General features: G+C 66.4%; 20 protein-coding genes. All 20 read right to left on the bottom strand.

Features of this window, described 5'->3' with window-relative positions:
- Positions 1-9 precede the first annotated feature (9 nt).
- On the bottom strand, positions 10-534 hold the full coding sequence (locus IT430_09885; GenBank protein MCC6908237.1) for a hypothetical protein: 525 nt from the start codon (positions 532-534) through the stop codon (positions 10-12).
- Between the two features lie 56 nt (positions 535-590).
- The gene (locus tag IT430_09880; GenBank protein ID MCC6908236.1) at positions 591-1,109 is read right to left on the bottom strand and encodes a hypothetical protein; all 519 of its coding nucleotides are present in this window, start codon (positions 1,107-1,109) and stop codon (positions 591-593) included.
- A 10-nt stretch (positions 1,110-1,119) separates the two neighbouring features.
- Complete coding sequence (locus tag IT430_09875) at positions 1,120-1,557, bottom strand: hypothetical protein (protein MCC6908235.1); 438 nt, start codon at positions 1,555-1,557, stop codon at positions 1,120-1,122.
- Complete coding sequence (locus IT430_09870; GenBank protein ID MCC6908234.1) at positions 1,554-1,943, bottom strand: hypothetical protein; 390 nt, start codon at positions 1,941-1,943, stop codon at positions 1,554-1,556. The genes IT430_09875 and IT430_09870 overlap by 4 nt, the downstream gene beginning before the upstream one ends.
- Positions 1,943-2,305, bottom strand: a complete 363-nt coding sequence (locus IT430_09865; GenBank protein MCC6908233.1) for a hypothetical protein — start codon at positions 2,303-2,305, stop codon at positions 1,943-1,945. Before IT430_09865 ends, IT430_09870 begins: the two co-directional genes overlap by 1 nt.
- Positions 2,302-3,084 carry a hypothetical protein gene (locus IT430_09860; protein MCC6908232.1) on the bottom strand — a complete coding sequence of 261 codons (783 nt, stop codon included), beginning with the start codon at positions 3,082-3,084 and terminating at the stop codon, positions 2,302-2,304. The genes IT430_09865 and IT430_09860 overlap by 4 nt, the downstream gene beginning before the upstream one ends.
- A complete protein-coding gene (locus IT430_09855; protein MCC6908231.1) occupies positions 3,084-4,475 on the bottom strand; it encodes a hypothetical protein in 1,392 nt (463 codons plus the stop codon). The genes IT430_09860 and IT430_09855 overlap by 1 nt, the downstream gene beginning before the upstream one ends.
- Positions 4,476-5,261 (bottom strand): hypothetical protein, encoded by a 786-nt coding sequence (locus IT430_09850; GenBank protein ID MCC6908230.1) that lies wholly within the window; start codon positions 5,259-5,261, stop codon positions 4,476-4,478.
- Positions 5,261-5,554 carry a hypothetical protein gene (locus IT430_09845; protein ID MCC6908229.1) on the bottom strand — a complete coding sequence of 98 codons (294 nt, stop codon included), beginning with the start codon at positions 5,552-5,554 and terminating at the stop codon, positions 5,261-5,263. The genes IT430_09850 and IT430_09845 overlap by 1 nt, the downstream gene beginning before the upstream one ends.
- A 54-nt stretch (positions 5,555-5,608) precedes the next feature.
- The gene (locus tag IT430_09840; protein ID MCC6908228.1) at positions 5,609-5,899 is read right to left on the bottom strand and encodes a hypothetical protein; all 291 of its coding nucleotides are present in this window, start codon (positions 5,897-5,899) and stop codon (positions 5,609-5,611) included.
- A 122-nt stretch (positions 5,900-6,021) separates the two neighbouring features.
- Positions 6,022-7,164, bottom strand: coding sequence for a DUF5309 family protein (locus IT430_09835; protein ID MCC6908227.1), 1,143 nt, complete (start codon positions 7,162-7,164; stop codon positions 6,022-6,024).
- A 103-nt stretch (positions 7,165-7,267) separates the two neighbouring features.
- Entirely contained in the window at positions 7,268-7,849 is a 582-nt protein-coding gene (locus IT430_09830) for a hypothetical protein (GenBank protein ID MCC6908226.1), read from the bottom strand.
- 67 nt (positions 7,850-7,916) lie between these two features.
- A complete protein-coding gene (locus IT430_09825; GenBank protein ID MCC6908225.1) occupies positions 7,917-8,306 on the bottom strand; it encodes a hypothetical protein in 390 nt (129 codons plus the stop codon).
- Positions 8,306-9,358 (bottom strand): hypothetical protein, encoded by a 1,053-nt coding sequence (locus IT430_09820; protein MCC6908224.1) that lies wholly within the window; start codon positions 9,356-9,358, stop codon positions 8,306-8,308. Before IT430_09820 ends, IT430_09825 begins: the two co-directional genes overlap by 1 nt.
- Positions 9,355-11,112 carry a hypothetical protein gene (locus IT430_09815; GenBank protein MCC6908223.1) on the bottom strand — a complete coding sequence of 586 codons (1,758 nt, stop codon included), beginning with the start codon at positions 11,110-11,112 and terminating at the stop codon, positions 9,355-9,357. The genes IT430_09820 and IT430_09815 overlap by 4 nt, the downstream gene beginning before the upstream one ends.
- Positions 11,112-12,548 carry a hypothetical protein gene (locus IT430_09810; protein MCC6908222.1) on the bottom strand — a complete coding sequence of 479 codons (1,437 nt, stop codon included), beginning with the start codon at positions 12,546-12,548 and terminating at the stop codon, positions 11,112-11,114. The genes IT430_09815 and IT430_09810 overlap by 1 nt, the downstream gene beginning before the upstream one ends.
- Complete coding sequence (locus IT430_09805; GenBank protein ID MCC6908221.1) at positions 12,545-13,282, bottom strand: hypothetical protein; 738 nt, start codon at positions 13,280-13,282, stop codon at positions 12,545-12,547. Before IT430_09805 ends, IT430_09810 begins: the two co-directional genes overlap by 4 nt.
- Positions 13,279-13,596, bottom strand: a complete 318-nt coding sequence (locus IT430_09800; protein MCC6908220.1) for a hypothetical protein — start codon at positions 13,594-13,596, stop codon at positions 13,279-13,281. Before IT430_09800 ends, IT430_09805 begins: the two co-directional genes overlap by 4 nt.
- Complete coding sequence (locus IT430_09795; protein ID MCC6908219.1) at positions 13,586-13,996, bottom strand: hypothetical protein; 411 nt, start codon at positions 13,994-13,996, stop codon at positions 13,586-13,588. The genes IT430_09800 and IT430_09795 overlap by 11 nt, the downstream gene beginning before the upstream one ends.
- A gap of 67 nt (positions 13,997-14,063) precedes the next feature.
- On the bottom strand, positions 14,064-14,329 hold a 266-nt coding region (locus IT430_09790; protein MCC6908218.1), incomplete at its 5' end, for a hypothetical protein.

The following is a 14,329-nucleotide window of genomic DNA, read 5'->3' as shown; positions in this document are numbered from 1 at the left end:
GGCATCGAGTCAGTGAGCCGCCAGTTCCTCCACGCCGAGGTTCGCTTCGCTGATGGGTCGCTCGCCGCCGTCGCCGCCGATGATCAGGCCCGGCGGGAGATCCCGCTTGCGCACTGCCGGCGACGCCGCGGTTGCCGGCGCGACCGGCGATTCGTCTTCGATCAGCGTGAACGGGCGCTCTCCCAGGCGGGCGGCCGCTTCGCGCCCATTCACCGCGAACTCATGCGCGATGCTGTACTGGAGCACGATCGAGAGCTTCTCGAACATCGACAGCGGCTCTTCCTGTCCCGCAGCGATCTTCTCCTTGAGCTTGCCCCACTCGTCGCCGACGAACATTGCGTCGATCATCTCGTCGAGCAGCTTCTTGCGGGCCGCGGACAGTTCCGCATCCGATTCGTAGTCGCCGCGCTTGATGCGCGTGTCGAGCAGCGTCATGTCGCCGCGCAGGGGATTGCGGGTCTCGATGAGATGGCCGCGCACCCGCACTGGCACACACCACTGGCTGAGCTGGTCGATGTCGATGATCTCTCGCATGATGCCTCCACGATGGGTGATTCAACAGTCGTCAAAGCGCCGTCGACGGCGCGTCATCAAGCCGGGACGTAGTTGAACTTGCCGGCGTTGAGCGTGGGCAGATCCGCCTCAACGGGCATGCTCTCGAACACGACGCGGTGGCGATGCTCGCCCGAGCCGTTGAACGTGGCGCTCGGTCCGCTCACGGGCGCCAGCGCCTCGAACACGAAGTCGCGAGTCGTGTCAGCGGCCATGCTCACCGGGTGGAAGCGCATGCGCCGCGTCGGCAGCGTGAAGCTCCGGCCCGGATGCAGGTCGATCACGCCACCGGCGGCCGCGTGCCCGTCGAACCAGTAGTTGAGGAAGTGATTCGCTTCGCCGATCTCGGTGAAGTCGACGGTGACGCGGTAGAAGCAACCCGTCACGCGATGGCCCAGAATCGTCTCGCCCGTCGTCTGGCCCTTGATGGGGCTGAGTGTGTAGACGCGTTCGATGGTCACCTCGGCGGTGATGCCGATGTTGGTGCCGGCGGCGGCGCCGTCGAAGATCTGCACGCCCTCGCCATTCCAGAAGTTGCTCTTGAGATGAAACGGCATTGCACTTCTCCTACGCGAGCTGGCCCGCGGTGAGGTTGAGGTTCATCGTGATCAGGTACCGGCCGCTTCCGTCGATTCCGATCGACTGCGGCGCGGCGATGTCGAGTTCGAGCGCGAGCCAGTTGTCCCCGAGACTCACGCGGCGCTTGGGCAGGCCGACGCTGTCGACGAACGCGTTGTAGATGCTCCACGCCCCGTCCCACGCCAACGCCTGGTCCGCCGCCCGCACCATGATCTGCACGCTCAGGCGGTCGAGCGGGTCGTGCGCCTTGGCCGCGCCGCCGGCCATGCGCAGCACCGCATCCCGCTGCCAGCCCTGATGCGTGTCGGGCAGGTGATGAATGTACAGGCTGCGGCTCTGCCCCTGGCCGGGATCGAGGATGAAGGTCGTCGCGGTCGCGACGACCTTGGCCAGTTCGGTGAGCAGGTTGGTCGGCGTCGCGTTCATGAGCCCAGCCTCCCCGCGATGCGCTGGGCCATGAGCGGCACCGCGCGCTGCATGATGCCCGGGCCGTCTTCGTCGATCGCGGCCTTGAGGTAGAACGCCTGGCCCTGCTTGTGCGTGAGTTCGGGCCGCTCATGCACCGCGGCGGCGTACTTGGCGGTGAAGCCGATCTCGTGGGCGAGTCCCTTGCTCCCGTTCACCTCGACGCGCAGGCTCGAATTCTGGAGGAAGCCGGTCAAAATGGGCGTGCGCTTCTGGGCGCGCGAGAGAATGGCCTCGCCGACCTGCACCGTGAACGTCGCGGCCTCACCGTCGCTGATGCGCACGAACTCCTCGAGCTTGGCGTTGAACTCGGTCAGGTCGAGTTTGATTCCGGTCTCGCCAGGCATTACGCGCCGACCTCCCATTCGCACAGGAGTTCGCGCGCCTTCAGGCCGGGCACGTTGACCGTCTTGCGCAGGCGGATGATGAGCGCCTTGCCGGCGACGTCGGGATGATCGCTCATGACGCGATCGCCTGCGTTGACATCGAGGCTGATGGGCACGAGCAGCACAGCCGACACCGCGAAGCCCGAGGCCTCGGCGGTCTTCGTGTGCTTGTAGCCGGGCAGGCTCACCACGATGCGCGGCTGCCAGGCGGCGATCTGCTCAGCGCCGTACTGGGCGCGGCCCTGCTCGTCGGCGGCTTCGAGCTTGCGCCACGAGGTGAGCTTGGCGTTGGTGAGTCCGGTGAGGCCGGAGGTGAGGCTCATACGATGCGCCCTCCGCGGAACCAGAATCGCGCCAGGCGGGTCCACACGGCCGGGATGACCTGGAGGGCCTGCTGGGCGTGGCTGCGGCCTGCGGGCGTCGTGTAGGCCTTGGAGATGCCTCCGGCGCTGTGACTCGCCAGACCGGCCAGACGCGACTCGTGCTGTTCCCACGCATCGGCGCGGTTGACGAAGCTGAACGCGAGCAGGGCGAGCGCTTCGCGCACGGCCAGGGGCGCGAGCGGGCTGTCGGGATCGGCGGGATTGTCATCGCCGATGAGATCGCCGTCGTCATCCTTGCGCGGGAACGCGTACGCCTGGTCGTCGTCGTACACGACGCCGTCCCAGCGGCCGGCCTCGATCATCTGCTGCGCGCGGCAGAGCAGCACGCCCTTGTCAGCGCTGCTCAGGCCCGACCAGTCGGCCAGCTCGCTGCTGAGGACGTGAACAGCGAGCAGCGCATCGGCGTCGGCGATACTGATCATCGCAGCGCAGTCGGCCTCGGCCGCCGCGGTGACCTCGCCCTCGAAGTGATGCGTCGAGTTGGGGAACTGGACTTCGGCAACCCACTCGTACACGACGCCGGCGACGACGCCCGCGACGGTATACGTCCACACCGTGGGATCGCCAGCGTCCTGCACCATCGCCGTGCCATCGGCGACGATGACGGCGAGCGTGTCCTGGCGGCGCACGCCGAAGGTTCCATCGGCGCTGCTGAGCACGACGGCATCGGGCGGGCTGCCCCCTTCGCTGGCGACGATGCGGAGTTTCAGGTCGGTCATTACGAGGCGCTCCCCTTGATGACCACGCTCTGCTGCTCAACGTGCACGTTGGTGCCGCCCCCACCGCCGCCGCCGCTGTCGCGATTCGCCTGGAGTGAGTCAGTGACCGCGCTGAAGTCACCGCCGCCGGCGCCGGTCGCGTTGATCTCGGTTTCGGCGGTTGCATCGGGCGCGTGCTTGCCGGCCATGGCGCCGAGCCAGTTGGCCAGACTCGTGATGCCCGCGAACAGCGTGGCGGTGATGCGGGTGAGCAGCGTGTCGAGCTTGCCGTCCATCGTGGTCTGGTTGGCGGCCGTGGCGTACGAAGCGCTGGCCAGCGTTCGCGCGTTCATCTCCGTGTTCGTCGGGCCGTCGTAGGCGGCCAGCGCGGCGTCGGCCTCGGTCCGCACCTGGGCGGCGCTGAGGTTGTTCAGGGCTGCGATGAGCGCCGGGATGTCGGTGCCGGTGTCGGCGATGATGTCCTGGAGCACCTTGCCCACGCTGCCGGCGGTGTCGTGGTTGCCGGCGAGCACGCGATTCAAAATGGCGTCGCGGATGAGCGCGGGCAGGATGTCCGTGTCGATGTCGGCCGCGTCGATCGCCTGCACGATGGCGTCAATCAGAGCCTGCCCATCGCCCTCGTTGAGCAGCGCCGCTTCGATCTTGGTGACGGCGGCGGCACTCAGAGCGGCCGCGGGGATGCCGTTCGTGTCGATGAGTGTGAGCAGATCGACGAGGCTCACGCGGCTGATGTGGCCATTGGCGTTGATGAGCAGCGCGGAGAAGTTGTCGGGCGCACTCGCGGCGAGGAAGGCGCTGTCGGTGCCGCGCATCGGTTCGCCGTTGGGGATCTGCACGCCCTCGGGCAGGTAGAGCACAAACGTGTCATCGGCGTCGGGCGCGACGTTCCAGTCGGGCGTGACGCTGCCCTGCTGATTCGAGCCGTCGTAGTCGTCGATGATGCGGGCTTCGACGTTGCCGTCGATGGTGGCCACACACAGCACGCCGTTCCACTTGTCATTGACAGCGCCCGCGCCCGCGTCGAGCGTGATGTATCCGGCCGCGCCGCCCTGGGCGGTGCCGCTGCGAAGGGGTACGAGTTTGCGCGGGTAGAGCGTGAGCACCGAAGTCTTGGCGCTGGCCGAGCCCGTCGTCACGCGCACGGCGACGACGTCGGCGGTCATCTCGGCCGCGGTGAGCAGCAGGTAATAGATGCCGGTGGCCCCGATCTCGACGATCTCATTGGTGCAGTCGGCGAAGGTGTCGCCGTTCTTGCTCACCTCGGAGTCGGGCGTGACCGCGCTGGTGACGGGATCGCCGTCGGCGTCGAGGATCGGGAACACCAGCGCGTACGGCGCGGCGTAGACGGGATAGGGCAGGGCGTTGTTGCGCATGGCCGTGACTTCAGCCATCTACCACACCCCTCTCTGTCCCGCGGCGGCGTAGTTGATCCCGCCCCAGCGCTTCCGCGCCGGCTGGCCCGAGGCGGGCGTGATCGCTGTGACCAGTGTCGCCACCTGTTCATCCGTGATGGCCTGGTTGGCGAAGAAGAACTGCTCGACCTTGCCGTCGAACCGGTCGGTCGGACCAATGGCTAGCGCCCGCGTCGGCTCACCCACAAACATGCGGAAGTTCGAATTGTCCACCGGGTTGCCGGTGCCCAATGTTGAACTTGTCTTGTCGTTGTCGGCGTAGACGCGGTTCTCGATATTGGTCGTCTTAGTGAAAGTCAGCAGGTGCGTCTGTCCGTCGCACACATCCACCGTGCAGTTAAACTGCGTCGTCCAGGACGTGCCGTCGGTGTTGCAGTAGCCGAGTTTCAGATCGCCGTCCTGCACGTAGAGCATCATGTGGCCGAAAGACGTGTTCGTGCGGCCCATCGAGATGATCGCGGCGAACTGCGCGGCATCGCTGCTGTTGAACAGGACGCCGCACGTCCACTCGGCGCCGGTCGTCGCGCCAAAGATGCCGCCCGTCGCCTGCCTCACCGCGTCATCGACGCCATCGAGCAGCACGGACTTCGCGCCCGCGTCGGCCGAGAGTGGGGTCTGATTGATCGTTGGCCCGCTGACATAGTTGGCGTCGACGTTGTCGGTCGCATCGTCTGCGACGGTGCCGGAGGTTTCCCACATCTTCCAGTGGCGCACGAGATTCGCGCCGAAGATGGTGTTGAGCGCATCAGAGAAGGGCGTGGCCATCAGCGTCCCTCCTCATTGGGCAGCAGCGCCAGCCAGTCGCGGCGGTGCACAGCCAGATAGTCCCGGCACTCGATCGACGTCATTGGCCCGGCGACGATGCGCACGCCCTGCGGCGCGCCCTCGCGCGGCGCCACTTCAACGATGGACTGCGTGCCGTCGGCGTTGGTGCGAGCCGTCGCCTCGCGCGATTGGCCGATGAAGCGATGCCGGTCGGACGCCTCGCGCGTCGTGCGCGTGCGATCCCACGTCTGCTCGATCGGATTGCGCACGATGTAGTACTTGCTGTCGCTCATCAAATGGCCGGCCGAGCGTTTCCGCCCGAGCCGGCCTCTCGTGGGGTTCGATCGTCAGGCGGCGGGCGCAGCGGCCCCGGCGGCCTCAGCGCGGGCCGGCTCGTTGACCTCCTGGAACTGCTTCCCGTACGACTTGCACATGCGCATCGCCGTGATGACGCTGCGATCGCTCGTGCTGTAGCGGTTGTTCTGGAAGCGGATCGTGATGCGGTCCTTGTACTCGATCTGCCCGTTTTGGCCGGGCACCGGCCGGCCGCTGTCCAGGAAGAGCGTGAAGTTCGGACTGCGGCTGGCGAAGGTGACGCCGGATGATCCAGCGCCCTTGCTCGTTTCGTTCTTGCTCATGGATGATCTCCGTTGCGTGTCGTGTGGGGGTTGAGTTGAATTCGAAGAGGCGTTGAAGGGTCGTCGCGGTATGGTGCGGGCAGGCCCTTCTTCCTGCCCGCACCCCCGCGTCAGGAGCCGGCTTATCCGGCCGCGTCGATGTTGCTCAGGATGCCGTGGGCGTCGGGGTTGCCCCAGGTGAAGCCCAGTTCGGCGAACCAGCTGTCCTCGGCCGCGTCGGTGTTCTTCGCCTGCGTGTCCTCCAGCAGCTTGAGGCGGCGATCCTTGCCGTTGCCCACCAGCGGGCGCACCTCGCACTGCTCGGGATCGACCACGAGCAGCTCGGCCCCGTGCGTCGTGCCCGTCATGTGCGGGTTGACGATGAGATCGAGATTGCCCCACGGCGTGGCGATGCGCTGGAACGTGAGGCCGACCACGGTGCTCTGCACGGTCGTGCGCTCGGTCGAGGACCAGAGGCTGGTCAGAATGGCCGCGACGGCCGGGCCGGCGAAGCCGATCTTGTTCTGGCTGCCCTTGGCGAAGACCGTGGAGAGGAAGTCCAGGAACTCGGCCTTCGTGAGCGTGCCGTTGGCGTCGGCGACGTTGGCGGTGGCGAAGGACATGATGCCCGAGGTCGAGCGGCGCACCTCGTTGGTGGTGTACTCGCCGGGATTGCTGTACAGTGCCGCCAGCTCCATGTCGCGGGCGATCTCGTACATCTGCTCCTGGCGAAGGCGGGCGCGTTCCTGCTCGGTGTTGGTGGTGCTGGCATCCAGCGTGCCCGTGAGCTGCACGGAGCGCTGGAAGATCTGCGTGTACGACGTGTACTTCGTCGTCGCGTTCGTGCGCATGTCCGAGTTGGTGTCGCCCTCTTTCTTCGCCGGGCCGATGTTGAGCAGGTAGTCGTCATCGACGAGGGCGGCGGCGGCGACCGAGCCGAACGAACGCACGACCGTCACATCATCGCCGGCGACGGAGACGACCTTCATGAGTTCGTTCGTGCGCTCGACATGGATGAGATCGCCGGCCACGAACACCTCGCCGGCGTCGACGGTCAGAACCGTGTCGGTGGACAGGTAGCCTGCGGCCTCATTGATCTGCGTCGTGCGCGTGGCGAGGCCCTGTCCGTACCAGTTGATTTCCGGCTTGGAGGTCGGGCGCTCGCGCTGGGTGCCGAGCAGGATGGCGGTGAGCGGCGCATCCTTGGCCGCGATGTTGACGAAGATCTGCTGCGCGACCTCGGGGTACATCACGCCGCCGAAGGCCTTGGTCGTGTTGGGATTCATTGCATTCTCGCTTTCGATTCAGAGTTGAGGGGTACGTTTGATCTCTCTCCCCGCCGGGCTCTCTCTCCCGACCGGAGGTCTCAGGCCGGCGGCCTGTGGCGTGTTACAGGGTGACGGGCTTGAGGCCCTTGGCGGCTTCGAGTGCGGCGGCCTTCTTCGCTTCGGCGGTGTCGGCGGCGGTGGCGGCGCCGCCCTCGCCTTCAGCCGTCGCGCCCAGGTCGGGCGCTTTGACGCCGCTGGCCTTGAGATCGGCGACGTACTCGTCGAGCGCGGCCTTGCGCTCCTCGTCGGTCTTGCAGCCGGCGAAGATGCGCTTGCCCGTCGGGGTGCCGGCGAGCTTGGATGCGTTCTTCTTGATCCACGCCTCGTGCGCGGCCTGCTGCTGCGCCGTGGTCTGCGCCGCCGTGTCGCGATCAGCGAGCATCTTCTGGAAGAGCGCCGTCGCCGCTTCGGTGGTGAGGCCGGCGCCGGTCGCGGCGGCGTCCGTCTCCTTGCCCTTCTCGGGCGCCTTGCCCTTGCCCTCGATCGTCTTGGCCGAATCGGCTTCGACGAGCCCCTTCACCTGCTCCTGGAGCGCGGCGATGGGCTTGATGCTCTCGCTGAACGTGGCGAGTTGCGTGGTGATGGGCTTGAGCGCATCCGTCACGCTCTTCTGAATCGCTGCATTGATCTCTTCGGGTGTCATGGGTGAGCGTCCTTTCTGGTGTTGCTCGTGTTGACGTGTGTGGCGTGTCCGTGCCAGTTGATGTGCGCTACGAGACCGGCATCTCGAAGATCTCGATGTCCAGGTCTGCCTCGTTGCCGGCGTCATAATCGACGTAGACGGTGTCGGGATCGGCGCCGCCCGCGGGCCGGTTGAAGACGCGCGGCGTGAACGGGCCGATGATCCGCGTCGCGCCCGCGGGAATGGCGTAGGTGAGTTCCTCGATGTCGATCCCTTCGACCGTCGCGCCGGTCTGGAAGGTGATGTCGCGGCTCGCCACGCCGTTGTTGGTCACCAGCGCGAAGTGCGTGCCGTAGCGCGCGTTGCTCGCCGCGTTGGCGAAGTAATGCCCATCGGCCTGGCCGGCCGTTGGCGCCGGCGTGAGGCCCGTGGGCGAAGCGGGGTCGAGTGTTTGAACGGTGAGTGCGGTGCGTGCCATTAGATTCGTCCTCGCGCGGCGGAAACTTCGTCGGGGCTCAGCGGCTGCCGCGATGAGCCGCGGTCCTGGAACTCGCTGAGCGCCCGCAACCCCGCCTCTTCCTCGGCCGGGTCTGACAGGCCTTCGACGTACGGTCGAGTGCCCTTCGAACAGTTGGGATGAAACGGCGGGCCGCCGCCCGGCAGCGAGCTGAGCGCCGGCCACTTGCCGCTCTTGCCGTCGATCGAGCAGATCAGCCCGAGGTAGGAAGTGCAGAACCACTTGCTCACGCGGCCGGTGATGATGACCAGGTCAACGTTGCTCTCACGCAGCCGGTTGTGACGCGCCTGCACCGTCGCCTCGCGCGTCCGCGTGCGCACGAGCATCTCGCTGTACGCGCGAACAGACATCGTCGCCTTGCCGACCTTGACCTGGCGATTGCCCAGCTGCCGGAAATCCTCCTGGCTGCCGGGCTCGCGGAACAGTTCGCGCACCTCGCGCATGGCGATGCGGGGATCGCCGGTGACCAAGCCCTGCGCGATGGCGCGGCTCACGGCCGGATCGGAGATCTCCTTGGCGCTGATGGCGCGGAGGAATCGCTGGCTCTGCTGGCCGAGTTGGTCGACGGCCTGCACGCTCGCGACGGCGATGTCCCGCGCGATGATCTCGACAGCGCGCTCATCGACGCCGGCGAACGTGCCGCGGAACGTGTCATGGTCGCGCACGCCCAGGGCTTTCAACTGGCTGATGCCCTGACGCAGGCCGAGCTGATACGACTCCCTCGAGACGTCTTCGATGTGCGGGCGGATCGAGGCGCCGAAGCGGCGCGTCGCGTTGTCGATCGCCAGGGCGAGCCGGGCGGCGCGGGCACGCTTGAACTGCTCGCTCGGATTCGTCGTGTCGATGGCGACGGCCAGGGCCTTGACGATCTCGCTCGCGGCGCGGTCGTAGATCTTCACCATCTCAGCGACGGCCGCATTCGGCACGCCGGAGTTGTAGTTCTGCGGCAGGTCGACCATGAGAACCCTCACCACAATGGCGCAAAGGACACAAAGGGGCACGAAGAGTTTCATGCGGGCGCAGTCTCCTGAGTGATGACCTTGGGAACAAAGCCCTTGCCGGCGGTGCCCATGATCGCCTCGGCCTGCTCGTTGGTGAGGTTGAAGAGCGTGATGAGCTGGCCGATTCCGGCGTCGCGCGGCATGACGCCGTCGACGACGTTGCGGACGATGAGCGTCGCCGCCTGGATCTGTGCGCCGTTGAGGACGCGCTCGGTCGTGACGACGGCGGGGGCGACGTCGGCCGGCTCGCCGGTGACGGGATCGATCCCGGGTTCCGCCGGCGCCGTGCCTCGCTCGGCGCTCTCCGTGTTCTCTGTGTCGAGACCTTCGCCCGGTTCGCCGCCTGTCGATGCCGCCGCCTCGAAGCCGCGCATGAGATCGGCGGCGCGGCGGTCATCTTCCGCCTGCAGCCGCTCAGCGATCGTCTTCGCCTTCACCGGGCCGTGGATCTGTTCGAGCATGCTCAAGCCGTCGATCTGACGGGCAGCGTGCATCTCAGCCAGACCGCGGTTGGTTTCCTCGGGCGTGCGCGGCAGGCCCGGGTGCATGGTCACATCGACGGGCGCCGTGGCGTAGCCCAGGGGATGGAGATGGGCGTCGAAGGCGCACGCGGTGTCGATGACGCGCTCGATGACTGGCTCGTTGTACTGCCGCGTGAGCTGCGCCCGGCTCGTGGTCACCACGGCCTGGAGCATGAGCTTCTCGTAACTCTCAACGGCCGCCCCTTCCTTGAGGCCGATGAGTTCGGGCGACATTTCCAGCTGGATCATGAGATAACGAAGGATGCGCGCGAACGCGTCGAGCCCCTCGACGACCTTGGCGTCGAACTCGACGAACTCAAGCTGCTTGTCGGGGTCGATGCGGGCGCGCTTGCTCGCGTCGAAGGTGCCGTCCTTCTCGAGATGGCCTTCGTCCACGCGCAGGAACGGCGAGCCGTGCCGATCCTGATTCATGAGCAGCTGGCTGAGCGCCTTGGCGTTGGCGTCCAGGATGTCGAAGTCTTCCTTCTCGATCAGCGCCAGCGGTTCATCATCCACCACGCACAGCGCCGCGCGGAACAGCAGCGGTCGATCGACGCCGGTGGACTGCATCGGCTCGGGCGCTTCATCGCCCAGGACGCTCTTGAGATCGACCGGCTGCGCCTTGTCGGGGATGGCGCAGGCGTACTTGCTGTCGACCTGGTACGCGACGTTTTCGATGAGCCCTGGCGTGTGCCGTTCGACGAGCAGGTAGTGCACATCCTTGCGGTCGATCGTCTTGGTGATGACCCAGCGGAGATCCACCGCGGTGGGCTGGTCGTCGTGCCCGAAGGCGCCCAGGGGATGAACCTGCAGGGCGTCGGCGACGCTCAGGCAGGCGCTGCCTTCGCGCGCGGTGATGCGCCACCAGGACACGCTGTCGCGGTACTGCGTGAGGATCGACTCGAAGACGCGCTGCGAGAACAGGCAGTCGCGCGAGATCTCGGCCCAGCGCTGGGCCTGCATCTCGAAGCCGTCGGCGAAGGTGATGGTGGGCTCGTTGAGTGCGAGGAACTTGGTGTGCGTCATGACCGCCAGGCGGTACGCGTTGACCTTGGCCATCAGCTCTTCGACGACGCCGCGATGATTCTTGATCGAGGGGAAGTAGAACTGGCTGAGGTCCTTGAGGAGCTGACGCCAGGCGCCCTTGAAGAGTTTGCGGCCCATGCAGACGCGATCGCGCATGGCGTTGTAGCGGGCCTTGTCGGCGGCGGATTCGCGGAGGTTCGTCGCGGTGGCGATCGCCATTAGATCGATCCTCCGGTGACGGTGACGGCGCGGCCCTGGGCGACGGGCTTGTCGGCGGCTTCGAGCGCCAGAGCGAGCGCCCAGAAGTGGTCGGCGTGGCCGTTGGCGCCGCGCTCGCCGGCGTAGCGCACGTTGCCGCTGCTCGTCATGCTCTTGCGCAGGCTGTGCAGGTCATCCTTGAGCAGGCGGTCATCGGGGATCTTGATCGTCCCCTCCTGGAACGCAACGAGCACGCGCGGGGCCATCTCCGCTTTCGTCTCGTTTCCGAAATGCACACCCTCAGCGCGGGTGCGGAACTTCTCGCACGCCTGCTCGGCGAGCTGCATGCCCAGGCCGGTGCGATCGATGCAGATGCGCCGCACACGCTTGTCATCGGCGCTGCGGAAGTTCATGGTCGCGGCGATCGCCTCTTCCATCGCGCTGAACTTGCGATTCTGCCAGCGGAGCAGCCCCGCCGTCGACCAGGTGCCGCCGAAGCGGGCAATCGTCCAGAGCACGAAGCGATCATTGGTGCGGCCGATGTCGTTGCCGGCGTAAATCGCCGAGGCGCCGGACGTGTAGGCGCGCAGGTCGTCGGCATACTTCGCCAGGTCATCCGTCGGCGCCGCGCACAGGCCGTGCCTGGCAAGGCAGGTGTTGAGCAGGTCGTAGGGCAGGTACGCCTCGGTCTCGGCCGACGGCACGCACATGTATTCCTGCAGCCAGTCATCCTGCGTGGCGCACTTGGCGCGGCAATCGGCGAGGAATGACTCTCGCGTGTACGTCGTGCCCTTGACCTCGTTGATCTTCTCAACGAGTCCGTCGGCGACGGCGTCTTCGATCGTGGTCCGATGCAGGCTGAACTTCACATCGCCGGCCTTGGGGCTCCCGGCGGCGTGGCGCTGGGCCATCTGCACGAACTCGTTGAACTTGCTCTGCTCGCCGTTGTGTGAGGAGAGGATGCGCAGGCGCCCGCCCCACGTCGTGCACGGCGATGCGGCCTTGTACATCTCGCTCGCCTGCTCGTGGAAGGCGAACTCATCCAGGCCGACGTCGCCGCCCTTGGAGCGGAAGCGCCGCGGATTGCTGCTCATCGCGGTGCAGCGCTTGCCGCTGGGGAAGCGCACGCAGTACGCCGTCGCGCCGTTGCGGGTGCCGTCGTCGACCTGCTCAGTGAACGATTCGAGCACCCTGCCGGCGACCTTGCACCAGAACTTGACGTACTCGATGAACTCGAACGCGGCGGACTCGTCGGCGGATGAGAACCAGTAATCCTCGTTGCGCCTGCCGCTGAGGCGGCTGAACGCGACATCACACGCTTCGACGTAGGTCGCGCCGATGCGCCGCGACTTCTCCCAGATCTTGAGATCCGACTCGTCGGCCATCCACCGCTGCTGGTACGGCAGCAGCGGGCTGCGTGCCTTCGGAAGAGTGATGACAATGGGTGCTTCTGTCATGCGGCCTCCCGCATGATCTGATCGAGCATGGCGGCGACGGACTGGAGGTCCACCGTCTTGCCGTCGCCGGATTGCGCCTTCGCTTCGAGCTGCGCCTTGGCCGCTTCGACGGCCTTGCGCTGATTGTCGATCTTCGTCTGGAGTTCGACCGTGCGCGTGGTGAGGTTCGCAATCCGCGCATCGGCGAGCTGAATGGCCTTGTCGAGTTTGCGATCATCCAGGCCGGCCTTCGTCGCCACGCTCAGGGCGCTGATGAGATTGCCCATCTGGCCGTTGTTGAGATCGCGGAAGTCCGGGCACTCGGCCATCGTGTCCATGATGCGCTGGAGGATCATCTGGTTGGCGATGATCGTGCCGTCGCGGAGATCTCCGGTCGCCTTGGCCAGTTCGATCTGCGCGACGAGCTTGCTCCGCTCGGCGGCGCGGACCAGGTTGTACACGAACTCGTAGCGCACCAGCCAGCGGTTGATCGCGTGGTAATTCGGCGCTTCGTCATCATCAGGCTCGAGCCCGAGGGCCTTGATCGTCTCGGTGTGGATGTCGGCATGCTTCCAGCCCTGGGCCTTGAGGATGCCGATGCTGTGCCTGACGCCCTCGGGCAGATCGTCGATGGCGCTGCGCGTGCCGCGCCGCGTCTCCATCGACATGCGCTCCAGCGCCAGGCGCACGAGCGAATCCCGGTCGAGACGAATCTCGCCGGGAGCGGGCATCGTGCTGTTGACCTGGTTGGTCATGCTCCGAACTTGACTCCGTCGTCGCCCTTCCAGCCGTCGACGAGAATGCTGCCACTGTTGGTGATGCGCACTTCGGTGACCTGGTGGCGCACTCGCACGTTCGTCGGTGGCGCCGCGTCCTGGACGTAGCCGGCCTCGATGAGAAAGTCGATGTGCGCTTCGATCTCGGCGCGCGGCACGTTGCGTAGGAGCGATTCGAGCTGGTTGAGAGAGACGCTCGCCCTGCCGTGTTCCCGGAACATGGCGAGCGCCTCAAGGATCTGTCCGCGCCGTTGCCGCTTCTCATCGCGCAGCGCGGCCTGCTCAGGTGTCATGACGTGCCTCCTCTCGCCTGAGCAGGAGATCGAGCTTGGTGCCGACGCTGGCCATGCCCTTGAGCGTCTCGGTTTCAAAGCCTGTCATGCGGTCGGCGTGCTTCTCGAACTCCTCGCGCGTGACGAAGTTCCGGTACATCTGCTCGCGCACGTCGCCGTTCTTCATCGCGACGTCGACGGCGGCCGTCGCCTGGTCGCGCACGATCTCTTCAAACTTCTCATCACCGCGCTCCAGGCGGTCTTCGATGCGCCCCATGCGATCGCGCACGCCGTAGATGTACCAGCCGATGACGGTCACGCCGGCGGCGGATACGAAGGACAGGAACGAGCCGAGGCACATCAGGACGATGAGCCAGGCGGGGCTGTTCCAACCCATCGAGTTCGTTGCGAGTGTGAACATCGCGTTCCTTGCGTGAAACGTTCAAGGCCGGGGAGCGCCTCCGTGCGCTTTCCCAGCCACCCATAGGTCAGGCCGTGCGCGCGGTGTCCCTTCCCGCTGCGGCGGCCTGTTTCGCGACGATGGTCTTGTTCACATCCGCCTGGGCCCGGCACTGCTCGCACTTGAGTGCGCGGCGGCTGGCGATGTAGTGGAGCGTGGGCGCCAGTCCGAGCAGCGCGGCGCAGATGAGCGCCGTGATGAGAATCGACGGCGGGATATCAGTCGTCGCCGCGAGCGTCAGCACGGTCGCGAAAAGTCCGCCACCGCCGAACTGCGCGAGCTTGGCGATGCTGT

This window comes from Phycisphaerales bacterium (assembly GCA_020852515.1).
Classification (GTDB): Bacteria; Planctomycetota; Phycisphaerae; order Phycisphaerales; family UBA5793; genus UBA5793.
Note: the sequence above shows the minus strand (reverse complement) of the source record. Positions and strands in the feature narration are given on the sequence as shown.

Excerpts from the sequence above, each read along its gene's own strand:
- IT430_09885 (MCC6908237.1), bottom strand. The coding sequence starts at position 534 with ATGCGAGAGATCATCGACATCGACCAGCTCAGCCAGTGGTGTGTGCCA.
- IT430_09880 (MCC6908236.1), bottom strand. The coding sequence starts at position 1,109 with ATGCCGTTTCATCTCAAGAGCAACTTCTGGAATGGCGAGGGCGTGCAG.
- IT430_09875 (MCC6908235.1), bottom strand. The coding sequence starts at position 1,557 with ATGAACGCGACGCCGACCAACCTGCTCACCGAACTGGCCAAGGTCGTC.
- IT430_09870 (MCC6908234.1), bottom strand. The coding sequence starts at position 1,943 with ATGCCTGGCGAGACCGGAATCAAACTCGACCTGACCGAGTTCAACGCC.
- IT430_09865 (MCC6908233.1), bottom strand. The coding sequence starts at position 2,305 with ATGAGCCTCACCTCCGGCCTCACCGGACTCACCAACGCCAAGCTCACC.
- IT430_09860 (MCC6908232.1), bottom strand. The coding sequence starts at position 3,084 with ATGACCGACCTGAAACTCCGCATCGTCGCCAGCGAAGGGGGCAGCCCG.
- IT430_09855 (MCC6908231.1), bottom strand. The coding sequence starts at position 4,475 with ATGGCTGAAGTCACGGCCATGCGCAACAACGCCCTGCCCTATCCCGTC.
- IT430_09850 (MCC6908230.1), bottom strand. The coding sequence starts at position 5,261 with ATGGCCACGCCCTTCTCTGATGCGCTCAACACCATCTTCGGCGCGAAT.
- IT430_09845 (MCC6908229.1), bottom strand. The coding sequence starts at position 5,554 with ATGAGCGACAGCAAGTACTACATCGTGCGCAATCCGATCGAGCAGACG.
- IT430_09840 (MCC6908228.1), bottom strand. The coding sequence starts at position 5,899 with ATGAGCAAGAACGAAACGAGCAAGGGCGCTGGATCATCCGGCGTCACC.
- IT430_09835 (MCC6908227.1), bottom strand. The coding sequence starts at position 7,164 with ATGAATCCCAACACGACCAAGGCCTTCGGCGGCGTGATGTACCCCGAG.
- IT430_09830 (MCC6908226.1), bottom strand. The coding sequence starts at position 7,849 with ATGACACCCGAAGAGATCAATGCAGCGATTCAGAAGAGCGTGACGGAT.
- IT430_09825 (MCC6908225.1), bottom strand. The coding sequence starts at position 8,306 with ATGGCACGCACCGCACTCACCGTTCAAACACTCGACCCCGCTTCGCCC.
- IT430_09820 (MCC6908224.1), bottom strand. The coding sequence starts at position 9,358 with ATGAAACTCTTCGTGCCCCTTTGTGTCCTTTGCGCCATTGTGGTGAGG.
- IT430_09815 (MCC6908223.1), bottom strand. The coding sequence starts at position 11,112 with ATGGCGATCGCCACCGCGACGAACCTCCGCGAATCCGCCGCCGACAAG.
- IT430_09810 (MCC6908222.1), bottom strand. The coding sequence starts at position 12,548 with ATGACAGAAGCACCCATTGTCATCACTCTTCCGAAGGCACGCAGCCCG.
- IT430_09805 (MCC6908221.1), bottom strand. The coding sequence starts at position 13,282 with ATGACCAACCAGGTCAACAGCACGATGCCCGCTCCCGGCGAGATTCGT.
- IT430_09800 (MCC6908220.1), bottom strand. The coding sequence starts at position 13,596 with ATGACACCTGAGCAGGCCGCGCTGCGCGATGAGAAGCGGCAACGGCGC.
- IT430_09795 (MCC6908219.1), bottom strand. The coding sequence starts at position 13,996 with ATGTTCACACTCGCAACGAACTCGATGGGTTGGAACAGCCCCGCCTGG.